Annotated in this window: 17 protein-coding genes and 1 pseudogene; 5 read left to right on the top strand and 13 right to left on the bottom strand. The window is 60.5% G+C overall.

What is annotated here, in order from left to right:
- Positions 1-39 precede the first annotated feature (39 nt).
- The gene (locus tag ACF8FG_RS14315; protein WP_104962461.1) at positions 40-459 is read left to right on the top strand and encodes a response regulator; all 420 of its coding nucleotides are present in this window, start codon (positions 40-42) and stop codon (positions 457-459) included.
- A 79-nt stretch (positions 460-538) separates the two neighbouring features.
- Positions 539-820 (top strand): DUF3509 domain-containing protein, encoded by a 282-nt coding sequence (locus tag ACF8FG_RS14310; RefSeq protein ID WP_014592189.1) that lies wholly within the window; start codon positions 539-541, stop codon positions 818-820.
- 186 nt (positions 821-1,006) lie between these two features.
- Here the strand turns inward: ACF8FG_RS14310 and ACF8FG_RS14305 are convergent, their stop codons facing one another.
- Both ACF8FG_RS14305 and ACF8FG_RS14300 read right to left on the bottom strand, forming a co-directional pair.
- Positions 1,007-1,882 carry a TIGR02285 family protein gene (locus ACF8FG_RS14305; RefSeq protein WP_014592188.1) on the bottom strand — a complete coding sequence of 292 codons (876 nt, stop codon included), beginning with the start codon at positions 1,880-1,882 and terminating at the stop codon, positions 1,007-1,009.
- 20 nt (positions 1,883-1,902) lie between these two features.
- Positions 1,903-3,102: a CaiB/BaiF CoA-transferase family protein gene (locus tag ACF8FG_RS14300; protein ID WP_014592187.1), complete on the bottom strand. Its 1,200-nt coding sequence runs from the start codon at positions 3,100-3,102 to the stop codon at positions 1,903-1,905.
- Positions 3,103-3,232: 130 nt separating this feature from the next.
- Between ACF8FG_RS14300 and ACF8FG_RS14295 the strand changes: the two genes are divergently transcribed.
- Both ACF8FG_RS14295 and recJ read left to right on the top strand, forming a co-directional pair.
- Positions 3,233-3,775, top strand: a complete 543-nt coding sequence (locus ACF8FG_RS14295; protein ID WP_003252169.1) for a YaeQ family protein — start codon at positions 3,233-3,235, stop codon at positions 3,773-3,775.
- Positions 3,776-3,783: 8 nt separating this feature from the next.
- Entirely contained in the window at positions 3,784-5,493 is a 1,710-nt protein-coding gene (gene recJ / locus ACF8FG_RS14290) for a single-stranded-DNA-specific exonuclease RecJ (protein WP_318080680.1), read from the top strand.
- A gap of 92 nt (positions 5,494-5,585) precedes the next feature.
- Here the strand turns inward: recJ and ACF8FG_RS14285 are convergent, their stop codons facing one another.
- The 5 genes and pseudogenes from ACF8FG_RS14285 to ACF8FG_RS14265 all read right to left on the bottom strand — a co-directional run bounded on the left by ACF8FG_RS14285 (position 5,586) and on the right by ACF8FG_RS14265 (position 8,706).
- On the bottom strand, positions 5,586-6,128 hold the full coding sequence (locus ACF8FG_RS14285) for a hypothetical protein (protein WP_134697867.1): 543 nt from the start codon (positions 6,126-6,128) through the stop codon (positions 5,586-5,588).
- 37 nt (positions 6,129-6,165) lie between these two features.
- The gene (locus tag ACF8FG_RS14280) at positions 6,166-7,089 is read right to left on the bottom strand and encodes a hypothetical protein (protein ID WP_318080681.1); all 924 of its coding nucleotides are present in this window, start codon (positions 7,087-7,089) and stop codon (positions 6,166-6,168) included.
- Complete coding sequence (locus ACF8FG_RS14275) at positions 7,086-7,679, bottom strand: 2OG-Fe(II) oxygenase (protein ID WP_172402836.1); 594 nt, start codon at positions 7,677-7,679, stop codon at positions 7,086-7,088. The genes ACF8FG_RS14280 and ACF8FG_RS14275 overlap by 4 nt, the downstream gene beginning before the upstream one ends.
- A 296-nt stretch (positions 7,680-7,975) precedes the next feature.
- Positions 7,976-8,254: pseudogene (locus tag ACF8FG_RS14270) on the bottom strand (DUF3077 domain-containing protein).
- Positions 8,255-8,427: 173 nt separating this feature from the next.
- Positions 8,428-8,706 (bottom strand): hypothetical protein, encoded by a 279-nt coding sequence (locus tag ACF8FG_RS14265; protein WP_209963856.1) that lies wholly within the window; start codon positions 8,704-8,706, stop codon positions 8,428-8,430.
- Between the two features lie 787 nt (positions 8,707-9,493).
- Between ACF8FG_RS14265 and ACF8FG_RS14260 the strand changes: the two genes are divergently transcribed.
- Positions 9,494-10,600 (top strand): NADH:flavin oxidoreductase/NADH oxidase, encoded by a 1,107-nt coding sequence (locus tag ACF8FG_RS14260; RefSeq protein ID WP_019436542.1) that lies wholly within the window; start codon positions 9,494-9,496, stop codon positions 10,598-10,600.
- Positions 10,601-10,668: 68 nt separating this feature from the next.
- Here the strand turns inward: ACF8FG_RS14260 and ACF8FG_RS14255 are convergent, their stop codons facing one another.
- The 6 genes from ACF8FG_RS14255 to ACF8FG_RS14230 all read right to left on the bottom strand — a co-directional run bounded on the left by ACF8FG_RS14255 (position 10,669) and on the right by ACF8FG_RS14230 (position 15,563).
- Positions 10,669-11,001 (bottom strand): type II toxin-antitoxin system HicB family antitoxin, encoded by a 333-nt coding sequence (locus tag ACF8FG_RS14255; protein WP_003252175.1) that lies wholly within the window; start codon positions 10,999-11,001, stop codon positions 10,669-10,671.
- Positions 10,998-11,252 (bottom strand): type II toxin-antitoxin system HicA family toxin, encoded by a 255-nt coding sequence (locus tag ACF8FG_RS14250; protein WP_076403670.1) that lies wholly within the window; start codon positions 11,250-11,252, stop codon positions 10,998-11,000. The genes ACF8FG_RS14255 and ACF8FG_RS14250 overlap by 4 nt, the downstream gene beginning before the upstream one ends.
- A gap of 128 nt (positions 11,253-11,380) precedes the next feature.
- Positions 11,381-12,805, bottom strand: coding sequence for a gamma-aminobutyraldehyde dehydrogenase (locus tag ACF8FG_RS14245; protein WP_318079871.1), 1,425 nt, complete (start codon positions 12,803-12,805; stop codon positions 11,381-11,383).
- A 17-nt stretch (positions 12,806-12,822) separates the two neighbouring features.
- The gene (locus ACF8FG_RS14240; protein ID WP_119713341.1) at positions 12,823-13,629 is read right to left on the bottom strand and encodes an ABC transporter permease; all 807 of its coding nucleotides are present in this window, start codon (positions 13,627-13,629) and stop codon (positions 12,823-12,825) included.
- Positions 13,619-14,530, bottom strand: coding sequence for an ABC transporter permease (locus ACF8FG_RS14235; protein WP_019436540.1), 912 nt, complete (start codon positions 14,528-14,530; stop codon positions 13,619-13,621). The genes ACF8FG_RS14240 and ACF8FG_RS14235 overlap by 11 nt, the downstream gene beginning before the upstream one ends.
- A 1-nt stretch (position 14,531) precedes the next feature.
- Positions 14,532-15,563 (bottom strand): ABC transporter ATP-binding protein, encoded by a 1,032-nt coding sequence (locus tag ACF8FG_RS14230; RefSeq protein ID WP_014592179.1) that lies wholly within the window; start codon positions 15,561-15,563, stop codon positions 14,532-14,534.
- Positions 15,564-15,569: the final 6 nt, after the last annotated feature.

Below are 15,569 nucleotides of genomic sequence, written 5' to 3'. Positions count from 1 at the left end.
CCCGCATAAATTAGCCGGTCCTCCCAACAGGAGCGGCTCATGCACCAGCCCTATGTGTTGATCCACCAGGCTCGCCCGTCCCACCAGATCCTCTTGCACCAGGCGCTTAACGGCCAAGGCGTCTTCAACGTGCGCATCAGCGAGAGCATCGCTGACCTCGACGCCTGCCTCTGTGCTGAGCGTCGCCCCGACCTGCTGATCCTCGACCACGCCATGCCAGCCCGGGCCGGCCTTGCCCTGTTCGCCCAATCGCAGCGAGCGCGCGCATTGCTGTTCGTCGGTCAGCCTGCCCCAGCGCGTCAAAACCTTGCCCAAGAGGCCAGAAAGCGCGGCATGTGGGTGCTCGACGAGTTACCCTGGCCGCTGTCGATGCCACGCCTGCAGCATGCCTTGCAAACACTGCAGGTGCGCCCAGGGAGGCGTATTCAAACTGTCATGCCAGCCCCGCATGCTCACTGAAGCGGGCGCGGTTTGACGAACTTTCTGCGGCGCCTGCTGGTCAGTTACTTTAGGTCCCACCACGCAGCGAGTGATCCGGATGGAAAGAATCTGCAGCCTGCTCAACGAAGCCCTGACGCCCTATCAGACCCACCTCGGCACCGCCGATCCCAGTGGTAATCGCCAACTGACCGTTCACGACCCTTTCTCAGGTATTACCTTGCGGCGCACGGTCAGCGAGCGCCAATTGCAGGAGCAACGCCTGCTGATCGACCTCGTGGACGGCTTGCACCGAGACCTGCAGATAGCTGAGGGGCGGTTGCAGCCGTGTGTCATTGCAGCATTGCAGAATCGCCAGCAACCGCAGGGAACCTTTGCCTGAGCGGCTTATCAGACAGTGTAAGGGCAGTCAGCCAGTGCTTTGCTCCGGCGCTGGCAAGGCTGTCACGGGAAGTCCTCAAGGGCTTTCGCTTGGCCCCGGGCGTCTTCCCCAGCGTCCGGGGTTTCTTTTTCCGGGCAGGCACGTAACCCCGTCCGCTTTTGCAACGACCGTGCATACCGCTTGGGCTTATTTGTCCTTAAAGAAACGCCGGCTGTCCTCCAGATAGTCCTCCCGCAATGCCAGGTCCAGCCAGCGGGCATACAACCCTGGCAACACATCCCGGCGCAGGGTAGGCAGCAACTGGTCGATGTGGGCAACTACCGCACGCCCCAGTTCGCTGTTTGAGCACCCCACATGCAGAAACTGGTAGCGATTCACGCCCTGCACAGTATGAAACTGGTAGTCAGCCAATGACCCGCCTTGTTGTTGGATCAGGTAGCGCACCTCAGGCCAGTAGCCGAGCACCAGGCGCAGGCGCCCCAGTTGCTGCATCTGCAACAGGTTGGCGGTGGCCTCGTTGCCGTAGTGGCGGCTGAGCGCGCTGTCGGGCAACTGGCGCAGGATGCTGTCAATCTGCGTGCCGTAGCTGCGCTCGGCGACAATCCCCAGTTTCAGCGGGGCCTTGCTCAGCAGGCCCAGCAGGTCCACCTGTTGGCCGTCGAGGTAAGGTGCCACCAGCGCCTGGTTTTCATTGCGCAACACCAGGCCGCCGCTGAGCACGCCCAGCGCTGGAATGGAAAAATGCACATATTTGGCCCGTTCAGGGGTCCACAGCAGGGTTGGGTCGCAGGTGAAGGTGTCACGGTCTTGCAGCATCTGCAGGCCGCGGGCGCGGTTGACCCGCACGATGCTGTGTTCGTACTCGGGCATCTGCTTGATCAGCAGCGGTATCAACTGGTCGATGACCCCATGGCCTTCTTCCGGGCCATCAAAAATGGTGAACGGTGGCAGGTCGCGTACCAGCCAGAAGAGGTGCTCCTTGGCACTTGCTGGCTGCAACAGCAACGCAGGCAACAGCCCACAGAGCAGGACCAGGTGGCGTAGGCAACGCGGCGCGCACATGGAACCGGTCAGCGCCAGGATCAGACCGTGCCCGCTGCGCGCAGGCTGGCGATGGCCGCTGCGTCGTAGCCCAGGCTGCCGAGCAGCGCCTCGGTATGCTCGCCCAAGGCCGGGCCGACCCATTCGCTTGAGCCGGGAGTCTCCGACAGCTTGGGCACGATGCCGGGCATGTGGAATGGCTTGCCATCCGGCAGCTTGGCCTGCAGGAACATCTCGCGTGCCAGGTACTGGGGGTCGTTGAACATGTCTTCGGCCGAATAGATACGGCTGGCCGGCACTTCGGCAGTGGTCAGCACCTGCATCAGCCGCTCCAGTGGGAGGCTGTTGGCCCAGCGGTCGATTACCCCATACAGCTCGTCACGACGCAGGTCGCGGCCGTCGTTGCTGGCCAGGGTCGGGTCGTCGGCGAGGTCATCGCGACCGATGGCCTGCATGAAGCGCTTGAAGATCGCATCACCGTTGGCGCCGATCTGCACATGCTTGCCGTCGGCGCTTGTGTGGATGGAGGAAGGCGTGATGCCCGGCATGATGTTGCCGGTGCGTTCGCGGATGAAACCGAACACATCGAATTCCGGGACCATGCTCTCCATCATGGCAAAGATCGCCTCGTACAGGGCCACGTCCACCACCTGGCCCTGGCCGCCATTGACTTCCCGGTGGCGCAGCGCCATCAGCGCGCCGATCACCCCCCACAGGGCGGCAATCGAGTCCCCGATGGAAATCCCGGTGCGCACCGGCGGGCGGTCATCGAAACCGGTGATGTAGCGCAGGCCGCCCATTGACTCGCCTACGGCACCGAAGCCTGGCTGGTCTTTCATCGGCCCGGTCTGGCCAAAGCCCGACAGGCGCACCATCACCAGGCGCGGGTTCAGCGCATGCAGCACATCCCACCCCAAACCAAGTTTTTCCAGCACGCCCGGGCGAAAGTTTTCGATCAGGATGTCGGCCTCGGCCAGCAGGCGCTTGAGGATATCGCGGCCCTCGGGGTGCTTGAGGTTGAGGGTGAGCGACTGCTTGTTGCGGGCCTGCACGAACCACCACAGCGAGGTGCCCTCGTACAGCTTGCGCCACTTGCGCAACGGGTCGCCGCCATCGGGCGATTCGACCTTGACCACTTCGGCGCCGAATTCGGCACAGATACGCGAGGCGAACGGCCCGGCGATCAGGGTACCGAGTTCGACAACTTTAAGGCCGGCGAGGGGTTTGCTGGGCGTCGACATGGGGTGTCCGTGGCAGTTGGGCAGAGCCGTGGTTTTATCACACGTCGGTTTCGCCGGGTACTGCTGCGGGGCATGGAAGGTGCGGATGGGTTAGACTGTGCCACTTTCTTTTGCACGAAGCCCGTCGACCATGGCCCAGCCGTCCACCACCTACAAGTTCGAATTGAATCTCACCGACCTTGATCGCAACGTCTACGAAAGCGTCAAACAGACTATCGCTCGGCACCCTTCGGAAACCGAAGAGCGCATGGCTGTTCGTTTGTTGGCGTACGCGCTCTGGTACAACGAGAACTTGTCGTTTGGCCGCGGCCTGTCGGACGTCGATGAGCCGGCGCTGTGGGAAAAGAGCCTGGACGATCGCGTGCTGCACTGGATTGAAGTTGGCCAGCCCGATGCCGATCGCCTGACCTGGTGCTCGCGTCGTACCGAACGCACCAGCTTGCTGGCTTACGGCAGCCTGCGAGTGTGGGAGGGTAAAGTGGTGAGCGCGGTCAAGAACCTGAAAAACCTGAGCATTGCCGCTGTGCCGCAAGAGGTGCTGGAAACCCTGGCAACCGACATGCCGCGTAGCATCAAGTGGGACGTGATGATCAGTGAAGGTACGGTATTCGTGACTGACGACCGTGGCCAGCATGAAGTCCAACTGCAGTGGCTGCTCGGTGAGCGTGGTTGAAGCAACCCATGCGTATCGAACCTCGCCCGCTGCCGCCGACCCTGCCATTTCTGGGTAACCTGCCACCCTTGCTGACCCGCCTTTACGCCGCGCGCGGCGTGCAGAGCGAGGCCGAGCTGGACAAAAGCCTGGCACGCCTGCTGCCGTACCAGCAGCTCAAGGGCATAGAGGCCGGTGTGGACCTGCTGGTCGAAGCCATCGACCAGCGTCAGCGCATCCTCATCGTCGGCGACTTCGATGCCGACGGTGCCACTGCCAGCACCGTCGGGGTGCTGGGCCTGCGCCTGCTGGGCGCGGCCCATGTCGATTACCTGGTGCCAAACCGCTTCGAGTACGGCTACGGCCTGACCCCGGAAATCGTCGAGGTGGCGCTGCAGCGCCAGCCGCAGTTGCTGATTACCGTGGACAACGGCATTTCCAGTGTCGACGGGGTGGCGGCCGCCAAGGCCGCCGGGCTCAAGGTGCTGGTCACCGACCACCACTTGCCGGGCGAGCAGTTGCCCGACGCCGATGCCATCATCAACCCCAACCAGCCGGGTTGTGCGTTCCCGAGCAAGTCACTGGCCGGGGTAGGGGTGATCTTCTATGTGCTGATGGCCCTGCGCGCTCGCTTGCGCAGCCTTGGGCGCTACGAGACGCAGCCACAGCCGAACATTGGCGAACTGCTTGATCTGGTGGCCCTGGGCAGTGTCGCTGACGTGGTGCCGCTGGATGCCAACAACCGCATCCTGGTGCACCAAGGCCTTGAGCGCATTCGCGCCGGCCGAGCCCGGCCGGGGCTGAAGGCCATTCTCGAAGTGGCCCGCCGCGACCATCGGCGTATTACCTCGACCGACCTCGGTTTCATCCTCGGCCCGCGCTTGAACGCCGCGGGCCGCCTGGACGACATGAGCCTGGGCATCGAATGCCTGCTGTGCGAAGACGCGGCATTGGCCCAGGACATGGCACAGCAACTGGACGACCTGAACCAGGACCGCAAGTCCATCGAGCAGGGCATGCAGCGCGAGGCCCTGGCCCAGCTCAAGGACCTGCCGGTCGAGTCCATGCCCTACGGCTTGTGCCTGTTCGATGCCGATTGGCACCAAGGGGTGATCGGTATTCTGGCTTCGCGTCTGAAGGAACGTTACCACCGGCCGACCATTGCGTTCGCTGATGCTGGCGACGGCATGCTCAAAGGTTCGGCGCGCTCGGTGCCGGGGTTCCATATTCGCGATGCGCTGGATGCCGTGGCCGCGCGCCACCCGCACCTGATCAGCAAGTTCGGCGGCCACGCCATGGCTGCCGGTTTGTCGTTGCCAGAAGGCAACTTCCCGGCATTCGCCGAGGCCTTCGACGAAGAAGTGCGGCGTCAACTGCGCGAAGAAGACCTGACCGGCCGGCTGTTGTCCGACGGCAGCCTGGCGGTAGAGGAGTTCCATCTCGACCTGGCCAAGGCCCTGCGCCACGCCGGGCCTTGGGGCCAGCACTTCCCGGAGCCGCTGTTCCATGGCGTGTTCCAGTTGGTGGAGCAGCGTGTGGTTGGCGAACGGCACCTGAAAGTGGTGCTCAAGAGCGAATGTGGCTCGGTGCGGCTGGATGGCATTGCCTTCGGCATTGACCGCGAAGTGTGGCCAAACCCGACGGTGCGCTGGGTGGAGTTGGCGTACAAGCTGGATGTGAACGAGTTTCGCGGTAATGAGAGTGTGCAGTTGATGATTGCGCATATGGAGCCGCGCTGAGTTTAGCGTCAGGTGCCTGCCTTGGATCTTGCGCTGGGGCACAAATCGAGCGCCGCCCGCGCGGCGCTCGATCTCCCAGGTGCTGCTCAGGTTCAGTTGCACTCCTTTCTGGGGCGGTAGTAGATCGCCGCTGCCGCAATCAAGATGCTGATGCCGCTAAATGAGAAAATGATAACTGCTAGTGTGGTCTCCCGGTTTCTTACATTGGTGACATGTGCCGCCATTGCAGAATCATAAAGAAACATTCCATTAGGAGCGATTAAGCGCTGAGCCGTTGCAGCGCTTTTAGAGGTTGCTATGTCAACAAAGAGTGGCGTATTTAGGTCCAGGCCCGCTGCATCATAGTATATTTTGTCTGCATAAAGATGAGCGTTGTGGTGTTTTCCATTTGAAGTTTTAAACTTGATGCTGAACGTATAAAGAGATTTGTCGCTATCCCAGGTTTCAGGCTTGGAGGTGAGAAAGGCTGGAACTCGCGACCATAACTCTTCATTGGTGTTTTTGTGTTCGCGCCACATGAATGTGAAGCTGGTGCCTAGGGTGAGATTTATAAGTCCGCCTATTAATAGCGCTTTGGCTTGTTTGTGAGGCGGGAGTTCACGTATGAGTTTTAGCGATTGCTGCCAGATATTCATATCGGCTCGTTACGGCGTGGAGGGTTTTACAGGTTGGCTAGAAGTACTGATCCTGCTGCGCGCTGCTACAGCATATGTAGTTATCTTGATTGTCCTGGTTGTCGTCAATAGGTACGGTAATTGATGGTGCTTGGTCGGGTGACTTTATACCATCTATACTTTCTATGCTTATAGTCAGTGTTGCGTCAGGGGCAGGTATGTCAGGGGTAGATGTCACCGCTACTGAGTTGCTGCTGGAGTTTCCGCTAAGGGGAGGCGGTTGCGTTGAATTGAAAGTCTCGCTCCCTGTTGGGGCGGTGTGAGCCTGGCTGCTATCTGGAAAACTTAGTGGTTCGGTGCCTAGGGATATTTCTGAAGAGTCAGGGTTCCAGTTAACGGTTGTGATCATTCCCTGGTGGGTGGAAAGTATCTGGTCAGGTGAAGCGAGTGTGAAGTCAGGCGCAATCCGTGGCGCGGTAAAACCAGTAAGGTCACCTTGACTCAGCAGGCTGGTAAAGAGTGGAGCCATCTTGTCGTAAGCTGCTTTAGCCAGGTCAGAATTGAAGATGCTATAGAGTGTGGCGGTTACGCCCACGACTGTGGCCCCTCCAGCAATTAAAGGTGCTCCGGCCAGAATGGCGAACGAGGCCACGATGCCTGCGACGTTGCTTGCCAAACTTATGACATCTCCGCTCTTAATTTCCGCGCCCTCTTTGAGGTCTGCCGCGACTTTCAGGAAGGTCACGGTGCCAGAAAGGGTATTGGTAACAATGTTAATGAAGGGTACAGCACCTATCGGGAGGTGAGTGACGGAGACTACTGAGGCTATCGCCGTAGTTGTCTGTGCTGTTTGGATGACTAGTGAAAATCCGGTTCTATCTGTGTTGAATTGGTCGTGGATTGCTGCTGCTCCCCCAGTTTGATTGATGGGTTTTGCCGTTTTATCTATTACTGCTACTATCAGTTCGGCGCGTGTGCTCATTGTTTAATATCCTTATTCATGGTCTTGAAAGCGATAGTGATTCGCAATTTGTCGCAGTCAACGGTGGGCGCTCTGGCTCTGTGCGGTATGTGTCCGTCGAAAATCGCTATGCGTCCCGGCTTTGGTTGTATGGCAGCGATGGTGTCATTCTTCTGCTGATCGAATAGAATCAGTTCGCCGCCCCATGTGGTTTCCCACTGGGCATTGCAGAAGAGGACTGCGGTTTTTCCTGGTTCAATTGATTTGTTATCTCTATGAATAGGACTGTCTTGGCCGAAAGTCTGGCCGTTTGCGTAAACACCCAGCAGCAAACAGTCACGCATGTGAGCAAGCTGCGTGCGCCTCCAAATATCAAGTAGAAAGCCCCAATGGCTGTCGCTGGCCAGTTCATGCTCGCAGCACTCCAGTGAGGTACGTTTGCTACCGGCTATGAAGATGTGCCAGCAAGGACGTGCGAGGGGAATTGTATTAATGGGCCAGCCATATCTCCATATTGCACCCGAAAATGAATTTGTGAGTAAATTTTGCTCGTGTTCAGTAATGAACTTATCTAATACTTTCGGTTTTTCTGTAAAGGGGATATCCGTCATTGACTCAACTCGCGAGCGTGGAGGTCGGGTTTGTGCGAACTGCGTGATTGGCTTCATTGGTCGCCGTGACGTGATGGACAATAGTATTTGAGAGGCAGAACAGCGATAGGAGGAGGGAGATGTTGCTTGAGAAGAATTTCCCAAGAGAACGTAGAACCTTAAGTAATAGGCTGTAGGATTTTTCTAAGATGCCCGGTAGGCCGGGTGGAAAGGGTTGTCGTGGGTGGTACTACCCTAGCGCTTAAAGGGCGGTCGACTTTTGCTGATTACAGTCAGACCGCGGAATGAAGGAGGTTTCAGTCACCCAACGGTTTATGCGTCATGCCCAGCTCGGCATCATCCATCAGTGCCTTGGCCATGGCACTCAGGTAATGGGATGCCCAGATCATCATCGGTTTTTCATCCATCAGACCGATGATGGTCAGCTCTCTTACATAGCCCATCAACTCCTATGCCTGCTCGCGGGCATCCCGGCAGGGAATGCCTGGCTCGATGCGGAACAGGGGATGGGTCTGGTGTTAGCCTTGGAAGAAGGTGGTTTTGCCGACAGTGAATTGGGTGTCGTCTGTGGTCATCGATTCCTCTCCTGAATTTTCCTGATTGCCTGTTCTGGCCTCTTCGCGGCGGTTCGACGCCTCGATGAACCCGCTCCCACAGGTCAGGCGCAAGCCTTGGAGCCTGTGATGACCCTGTGGGAGCGGGTTCATCGAGGCGTCGAACCGCCGCGAAGAGGCCAGCAAATCTAACCTCAATGAAGGCTGGTACTCCGCTCCAAGGCGAGTGACAGCGCATCCGCCTGACCCCAGGCAATCTGCATGGCACGCAGCCCATTCACCAGCGATTCCCGGGTGCGGTCATCTTCGATGGCATCGAGGGTTCGGTGGCAATGGTTATAGGCGAGCATCAGGTAATGGGTGATCTTCACCACATGATCGATGGGCACGATGCCATCGCTGACGGCGTTGGTGAGGGTCTTGTCGGAGGGAAGGTCGAAATGATGGGGTGGGTCGGGGACGATCTTTTTCATAGCAATTCCTTGAAGATTTAAGGAGTTGCCACCGCCGTTTCCACACGAAGGGCGGCAACTGTACACGGGGTGGAAAACCGGTCTTCAAGGAACCCCGGTAGGCCATACGGCCTCCCGTGTACAGCTGCCATTACGACAGGCACTTGAAGATTGACCGGGTTTCCACACCCGCATCGCTGATGCTTTCAGCGACACGAAAAGCCTAAAGGGCGGTGTTTCCAGGAACAATCAGACGCGAGTCGACAGGGTCTGTAGGATATTTTCCTCAGCTAGGCATCGCCAGCTCATATGTGTAGGAAACGTCTGATACATGCGTCGGACCATTCAGAAATCCCGGGGCCGTACTAAGGCACATTAAGTGCCTGCCTTGATTCTTGCAGGAGCGCCGCCCGCGCGGCGCATCGCGGATAAATCCGCTCCTACAGTTTGTTTCGGGCCAGTCACTCCTGTGAGGCCACCGCTGTTCGCCTTGTTTGTTCCCTTCGATATCGAGGTGGGCACCACTGCTTTTCATCGGTCTTCAGCCATGCATCAAGGCGGTCCCTGTTGGCGGCACAGGAGTGATTGGCCCGAAACAGATGTAGGAGCGGATTTATCCGCGATGCGCCGCGCGGGCGGCGCTCGATCTCACAGGCGCTGCAAACCTTTCGGCGAACCCCTCGCCATCCCACAGAACCTTCCCCCCCCACCAATCTGGTCTAGTCTCATTAATGACCGGCACCGGGCCAGGGATGTGCACTTGAGTGTCCAGGCCGGATCACCATTGGAGTCCTTGGGAGGTGCCCTCATGAGCCTGCTGCTCGAGCCTTACACCCTGCGTCAGCTGACCTTGCCCAACCGCATCGCCGTGTCACCAATGTGCCAGTATTCAGCCGTCGATGGCTTGGCCAACGACTGGCATCTCGTCCATTTAGGCAGCCGCGCCGTCGGTGGCGCCGGCCTGGTAATCACTGAAGCCGTGGCGGTGACCGCCGATGGCCGTATCACTGCCGAAGACCTGGGCCTGTGGGACGACGCGCAGATCGCGCCGTTGCAACGCATCACCCGCTTCATCAGTGCCCAGGGGGCCGTGCCTGGCATCCAGCTGGCCCACGCCGGGCGCAAAGCCAGTACCTACCGCCCGTGGCTTGGCAAACAAGGCAGTGTCAAACTGGAGGAGGGCGGCTGGCAGCCGGTGGGGCCGTCGAAGATCGCCTTCGATCCGCAGCACACGCCTCCACGCGAGCTGAGCCAGGACGAGATCCAGGATGTAATCGCCGCTTTCGTCGCCTCGACCGAACGCGCCTTGAAGGCTGGATTCAAGGTGGTGGAAATCCATGCTGCCCATGGCTACCTGCTGCACCAGTTCCTGTCACCGCTGAGCAACCAGCGCCGTGACGAATATGGCGGTAGCTTCGAAAACCGTATCCGCCTGACCTTGGAGGTGGTCGACGCCGTGCGCAAGGCCTGGCCTGCCGAATTGCCGCTGTTCGTGCGGGTATCGGCTACCGATTGGGTAGAGGACGGCTGGAACCCGGATGAAACCGTCGAACTGGCACGCCGCCTGCGGAGTTTGGGCGTGGATCTGATCGATGTTTCTTCTGGTGGCACCTCGGTCAACGCCGAGATCCCCACCGGCCCCGGCTACCAGACCCGCTTTGCCGAGCGCGTGCGCAAGGAATCGGAGATCGCCACCGGCACCGTGGGCATGATCACCGAACCGGCCCAGGCCGAGCACATCCTGCGCACCGGCCAGGCCGATATCATCTTCCTCGCCCGCGAACTGTTGCGCGACCCGTACTGGCCACTGCATGCCGACGACGACCTGGGCGGCAACAAGGCCACCTGGCCTGCGCAATACCAGCGTGCGACCAGCCGCGCCAACCCGATTCACGAGTCGGATTTGCGCGACTGACCCATGCCTTGCGCGGCCCTTGCAGGAGTGGCCGTGTTTCGCGAAAGGGCCGCAAAGCGGCCCAGGGTTCAGCTATAGGCAGCCTTGCTGAGAATATCGCTTACCCATTGGTTGATGCTTTTTTCGGCCAGCTCCGCCTTGGCCGCCACACTGGCGTGAAGGGTAGGCTCAAGGCGTAGGCTGAGCTTGCCGGAATACGTTTTCTGCGGTTCCCGCCCAAGGCGTTCGCAAGTCTCAAGATAATCGTCAACGGCTTCTTCAAATGCCTGGCGCAACTCACTGATCGATTCGCCATGAAAACCTATCACGTCGCGAATACCGGCGACATGGCCGATCAACAACTGGTCTTCGTCGCTGTATTCGATACGAGCGGCGTATCCGCGGTAAGTCATTACATTCATGGTAATACTCCTGCCTGCTCAATGAACTGGCGGGCGTCTCTTAGTTGATAGGGCTTGGCGTGCCTGTCCGGATGAGGGCGGTGGAAGGTTGCCACTGCTCCATTGAGTTCAAAGCGAACCCGTGATCCTCTTCCTTCTATGACCCTGGCACCCAGCGATACCAGCAGAGACTCCACCCGCGCCCACTCCAGTGTTCTGGGAACCGGCCTTTTAAGTAATGCTTCAAGTGTGGCTTGCTGATGATTATTCATGGTATCAGATTATGATACCAGTCAAGAGAGCTCAATGAACGTGCAGTAGGAGGGAGTAGATCACGGTTGAAGGAAAATTCTGAGACGTTGGCCGAGGGGCATTCAAGCCCCTCGGTCAACGCGAGCACTTAGTGCTTGATCATCACATGCCGCACACAGGTGTAGTCCTCCAGCCCATACATCGACATGTCCTTGCCATACCCCGAATGCTTCTGCCCGCCATGGGGCATTTCGCTGACCAGCATGAAGTGGGTGTTCACCCAGGTGCAGCCGTACTGCAAGCGCGCCGCCAGGCGGTGGGCGCGGCCGGTGTCGCGGGTCCATACCGATGAGGCCAGGCCGTAGTTGGAGTCGTTGGCCCATTCCAGTGCCTGCGCTTCATCGGTGAAGCGGGTGACCGAAACCACCGGGCCAAAAACTTCGTTGCGCACGATCTCGTCGTCCTGCAGGGCGTCGGCCAGCACGGTAGGCTCGAAGAAAAAGCCATCGCCCGCTATTGGCTTGCCACCGGTTACCAGACGAATGTGCGGCTGGGCGATGGCCCGCTGCACCAACCCGGCGACCTTGTCGCGGTGCTGGGCGCTGATCAGTGGCCCCAGCTCGGTTTCTTCGGATTCCTGCAGGCCCGGCTTGAGGCTGGCTACGGCTTTACCCAGGCGTTCGACGAAGCGCTCGTAGATCCCGTCCTGCACATACAGGCGGCAGGCTGCGGTGCAGTCCTGGCCAGCGTTGTAGAAGCCGAAGGTGCGGATGCCGTCGATGGCGGCATCGATGTCTGCGTCATCGAACACCAGCACCGGCGCTTTGCCGCCCAATTCCATGTGCATGCGTTTCACGCTGTCGGCGGTGGCGCTGATGATGTGCGCGCCGGTGGGGATCGAGCCGGTCAGCGACACCATGCGCACCTTGGGGTGGGTTATCAACGGGTTGCCGACCGTCTGACCGCGGCCGAAGAGAATGTTCAGCACCCCGGGTGGTAGCAGGTCCTGGGCCAGTTCGCCCAGGCGCAGGGCCGTCAGCGGCGTCAGCTCGGACGGCTTTATCACCACGGTGTTGCCGGCAGCCAGGGCCGGTGCGATCTTCCAGGCCAGCATCATCAGCGGGTAGTTCCACGGCGCGATGGAAGCCACCACGCCCAACGGGTCGCGGCGGATCATCGAGGTGTGGCCCGGCAGGTACTCGCCTGCCGCCGAGCCGCCCAGGCAGCGCGCCGCACCGGCAAAGAAACGGAACACGTCGGCAATCGCCGGGATCTCGTCGTTGAGTGCAGCGCTCAGGGGCTTGCCGCAGTTCTGTGATTCCAGCCGGGCCAGTTCATCGCCGTGGGCTTCGATGGCATCGGCCAGCGCCAGCAAGGCCTGCGAACGTTCTTTAGGGCTGGTTTGCGACCAGCTGTCGAAGGCTTGGTCGGCAGCGCGCACGGCGCTGTCTACCTGTGCCTCGGTGGCTTCGTTGATCTGCGCCAGGGCAGTGCCCAGCGCCGGGTTGAGCACGGTCCAGGCCGGGCCTTGGCCAGCGACCAGCTGGCCATTGATCAGCATATGCGTTTGCATCGGGGGCTCCTCCAGGGTCATTTGCCACTGCCCGCGACGCTGTCGCCGCCACGGGTCAGGTAATAGGCGCCAAGAATCGGCAGCATGGTCACCAGCATCACCAGCATGGCGACAACGTTGGTCACGGGTACGTCGCGCGGGCGGCTGAGCTGGTTGAGCAGCCAGATCGGCAGGGTGCGCTCGTGGCCGGCGGTGAACGTGGTGACGATGATTTCATCGAACGACAAGGCAAAGGCCAGCATGCCGCCCGCCAGTAGCGCCGAGCCGAGGTTGGGCAGGACGATGTAGCGGAAGGTCTGCCAACCGTCGGCGCCAAGGTCCATCGAGGCTTCGATCAGGCTTTGCGAGGTACGCCGCAGGCGGGCGATCACGTTGTTGTAGACGATCACCACGCAGAACGTGGCGTGGCCGACTACGATGGTGAACACCCCGGGCTCTATCCCCAGCGTCTTGAACGCCGAGAGCAGGGCGATGCCGGTGATGATGCCTGGCAGGGCGATGGGCAGGATCAGCACCAGCGAAATGCTCTCCTTGCCGAAGAAGCTGCGCCGATAGAGCGCCGCCGAGGCCAGCGTACCGAGCACCAGTGCGATCAAGGTGGCCAGGCAAGCCACCTGCAGCGACAGCTTGATTGCCTCGAGCACATCGGGCCGGGAAAAGGCCACGTCGATCCACTTCAGGGTAAAGCCCTTGGGTGGAAAGCTGAACGCCGCGTCTTCGGTGTTGAAGGCGTACAGGAAGATGATCAGGATCGGGAAGTGCAGGAACAGCAACCCGCCCCAGGCCGCCAGGCGCAGCCCTGCAGACGCTTTTTCAGAGTGCATCGAAAGCCCCCAGGCGCTTGACGATGGCCAGGTATACCGCGATCAGCACGATGGGCACCAAGGTGAACGCGGCGGCCATCGGCATGTTGCCGATCGCCCCTTGCTGGGCATAGACCATGCTGCCGATAAAGTAGCCGGGCGGACCGACCAACTGCGGCACGATGAAGTCGCCCAAGGTGAGCGAGAAGGTGAAGATCGAGCCGGCGGCGATACCGGGGATCGACAGCGGCAGGATCACCTGCACGAAGGTTTGCCCTGGCCGGGCGCCCAGGTCCGCCGACGCCTGCAGCAGCGACGGTGGCAAGCGTTCTAGCGAGGCCTGGATCGGCAGGATCATGAACGGCAGCCAGATATACACGAACACCAGGAAGCGCCCCAGGTGCGAAGTCGACAGCGTGCTGCCGCCCACGCCCGGCACGGCCAGCACCGCCTGCAGCAGGCCATCCAGGTGCAACTGCTGGACGAACCACTGGGCTACGCCGCCCTTCGCCAGCAGCAGGGTCCAGGCATAGGTCTTGACGATGTAGCTGGCCCACATCGGCATCATCACCGCGATGTAGAAAAACGCCTTGGTCTTGCCGCTGGTGTAACGCGCCATGTAATAGGCGATGGGGAAAGCCAGTACCGCGCTGGCCAGCGACACCGCCACCGCCATGCCCAGGGTGCGCAGGATGATGTCCAAGTTCGACGGGTTGAACAGTGCGGCGAAGTTGCCCAGGGTCAGGTCCGGGGTCACCGCCATGGTGAAGTCGTCGAAGGTATAGAAGCCCTGCCACAGCAAGTTCAGCAGCGAGCCCAGGTAAATCGCGCCGAACCAGGTCAGCGGCGGGATCAACAGCAGTGCCAGGTACAGGTTGGGGCGCCGGTACAGCAGGTTGGATAGGGTGCGCAGTGTGCTCATGTCAGCGGCCCTCGGTTTCCTGCAGCACCGTCATGGCCTCGCGGGGCCAGTGCGCCTGCAGGCGTTGCCCGGGCTGCCAGGCCTGCACCTGCTTTTGCCAGCGGTCATTGGCCTGGCTTACTGCCAGCAATTGACCGTTTTCCAGCTGCAGTTCGTAGCGTGTGGCGCTGCCTTGGTACTGGACATCACGCAGCACGCCGCTGACCTGTACCTCATGGCTGGTCACTACCGGGTCGCCCAGGCGAATGTGTTCGGGACGGATGGAGAAGGGCGCAGGGCTGCCGTTGAGCTGCATGGCCAGCTCGCCACGCACCACGTTGGACGTGCCGACGAATTCAGCGACGAAGGTTGTGCTGGGCTTCATGTACAGGTTGCGCGGGGTGTCGACCTGTTCGATACGGCCGCGGTTGAACACCGCGACCCGGTCGGACATCGACAGCGCTTCGGTTTGGTCGTGGGTGACGAAGATGAAGGTGATGCCCAGTTGGCGTTGCAGCTTTTTCAGCTCGCCTTGCATCTGTTCGCGCAATTTCAGGTCCAGCGCGCCCAGTGGCTCATCCAGTAGCAGCACCCGCGGCCGGTTGACCAACGCCCGGGCCAGGGCCACGCGCTGACGCTGGCCGCCAGACAGCTGTGCCGGCTTGCGCGCGCCATAGCCGGCCAGGGCCACCATGGCCAGGGCTTCTTCGGCGCGGCTGTGGCGTTCGGCCTTGCCCACGCCTTTTACCTTCAGGCCATAGGCGATGTTCTCCAGCACGTTCATGTGCGGGAACAGCGCATAGTCCTGGAACACGGTGTTGACGTCACGTTGATAGGGCGGCAGGCCAGCGGCCTCGACCCCTTGGATGCGGATCGAACCGCTGGAGGGTTGCTCGAAGCCTGCGATCAGGCGCAGGCAGGTGGTCTTGCCCGAGCCGGAAGGGCCGAGCATGGAAAAGAACTCGCCATCGATGATGTCGATGCTGACCTGGTCGACGGCCTTGACCTCGCCGAAGGTGCGGGAAACCTGGGTGAACTGGACGGCTAGGGGCATGCGTGG

This window comes from Pseudomonas sp. YQ_6 (genome assembly GCF_043103245.1).
Classification (GTDB): domain Bacteria; phylum Pseudomonadota; class Gammaproteobacteria; order Pseudomonadales; family Pseudomonadaceae; genus Aquipseudomonas; species Aquipseudomonas alloputida.
Note: the sequence above shows the minus strand (reverse complement) of the source record. Positions and strands in the feature narration are given on the sequence as shown.

Coding starts and splice junctions, on each gene's coding strand:
- ACF8FG_RS14315 (WP_104962461.1), top strand. CDS start 40: ATGCACCAGCCCTATGTGTTGATCCACCAGGCTCGCCCGTCCCACCAG.
- ACF8FG_RS14310 (WP_014592189.1), top strand. CDS start 539: ATGGAAAGAATCTGCAGCCTGCTCAACGAAGCCCTGACGCCCTATCAG.
- ACF8FG_RS14305 (WP_014592188.1), bottom strand. CDS start 1,882: ATGTGCGCGCCGCGTTGCCTACGCCACCTGGTCCTGCTCTGTGGGCTG.
- ACF8FG_RS14300 (WP_014592187.1), bottom strand. CDS start 3,102: ATGTCGACGCCCAGCAAACCCCTCGCCGGCCTTAAAGTTGTCGAACTC.
- ACF8FG_RS14295 (WP_003252169.1), top strand. CDS start 3,233: ATGGCCCAGCCGTCCACCACCTACAAGTTCGAATTGAATCTCACCGAC.
- recJ (WP_318080680.1), top strand. CDS start 3,784: ATGCGTATCGAACCTCGCCCGCTGCCGCCGACCCTGCCATTTCTGGGT.
- ACF8FG_RS14285 (WP_134697867.1), bottom strand. CDS start 6,128: ATGAATATCTGGCAGCAATCGCTAAAACTCATACGTGAACTCCCGCCT.
- ACF8FG_RS14280 (WP_318080681.1), bottom strand. CDS start 7,089: ATGAGCACACGCGCCGAACTGATAGTAGCAGTAATAGATAAAACGGCA.
- ACF8FG_RS14275 (WP_172402836.1), bottom strand. CDS start 7,679: ATGACGGATATCCCCTTTACAGAAAAACCGAAAGTATTAGATAAGTTC.
- ACF8FG_RS14265 (WP_209963856.1), bottom strand. CDS start 8,706: ATGAAAAAGATCGTCCCCGACCCACCCCATCATTTCGACCTTCCCTCC.
- ACF8FG_RS14260 (WP_019436542.1), top strand. CDS start 9,494: ATGAGCCTGCTGCTCGAGCCTTACACCCTGCGTCAGCTGACCTTGCCC.
- ACF8FG_RS14255 (WP_003252175.1), bottom strand. CDS start 11,001: ATGAATGTAATGACTTACCGCGGATACGCCGCTCGTATCGAATACAGC.
- ACF8FG_RS14250 (WP_076403670.1), bottom strand. CDS start 11,252: ATGAATAATCATCAGCAAGCCACACTTGAAGCATTACTTAAAAGGCCG.
- ACF8FG_RS14245 (WP_318079871.1), bottom strand. CDS start 12,805: ATGCAAACGCATATGCTGATCAATGGCCAGCTGGTCGCTGGCCAAGGC.
- ACF8FG_RS14240 (WP_119713341.1), bottom strand. CDS start 13,629: ATGCACTCTGAAAAAGCGTCTGCAGGGCTGCGCCTGGCGGCCTGGGGC.
- ACF8FG_RS14235 (WP_019436540.1), bottom strand. CDS start 14,530: ATGAGCACACTGCGCACCCTATCCAACCTGCTGTACCGGCGCCCCAAC.
- ACF8FG_RS14230 (WP_014592179.1), bottom strand. CDS start 15,563: ATGCCCCTAGCCGTCCAGTTCACCCAGGTTTCCCGCACCTTCGGCGAG.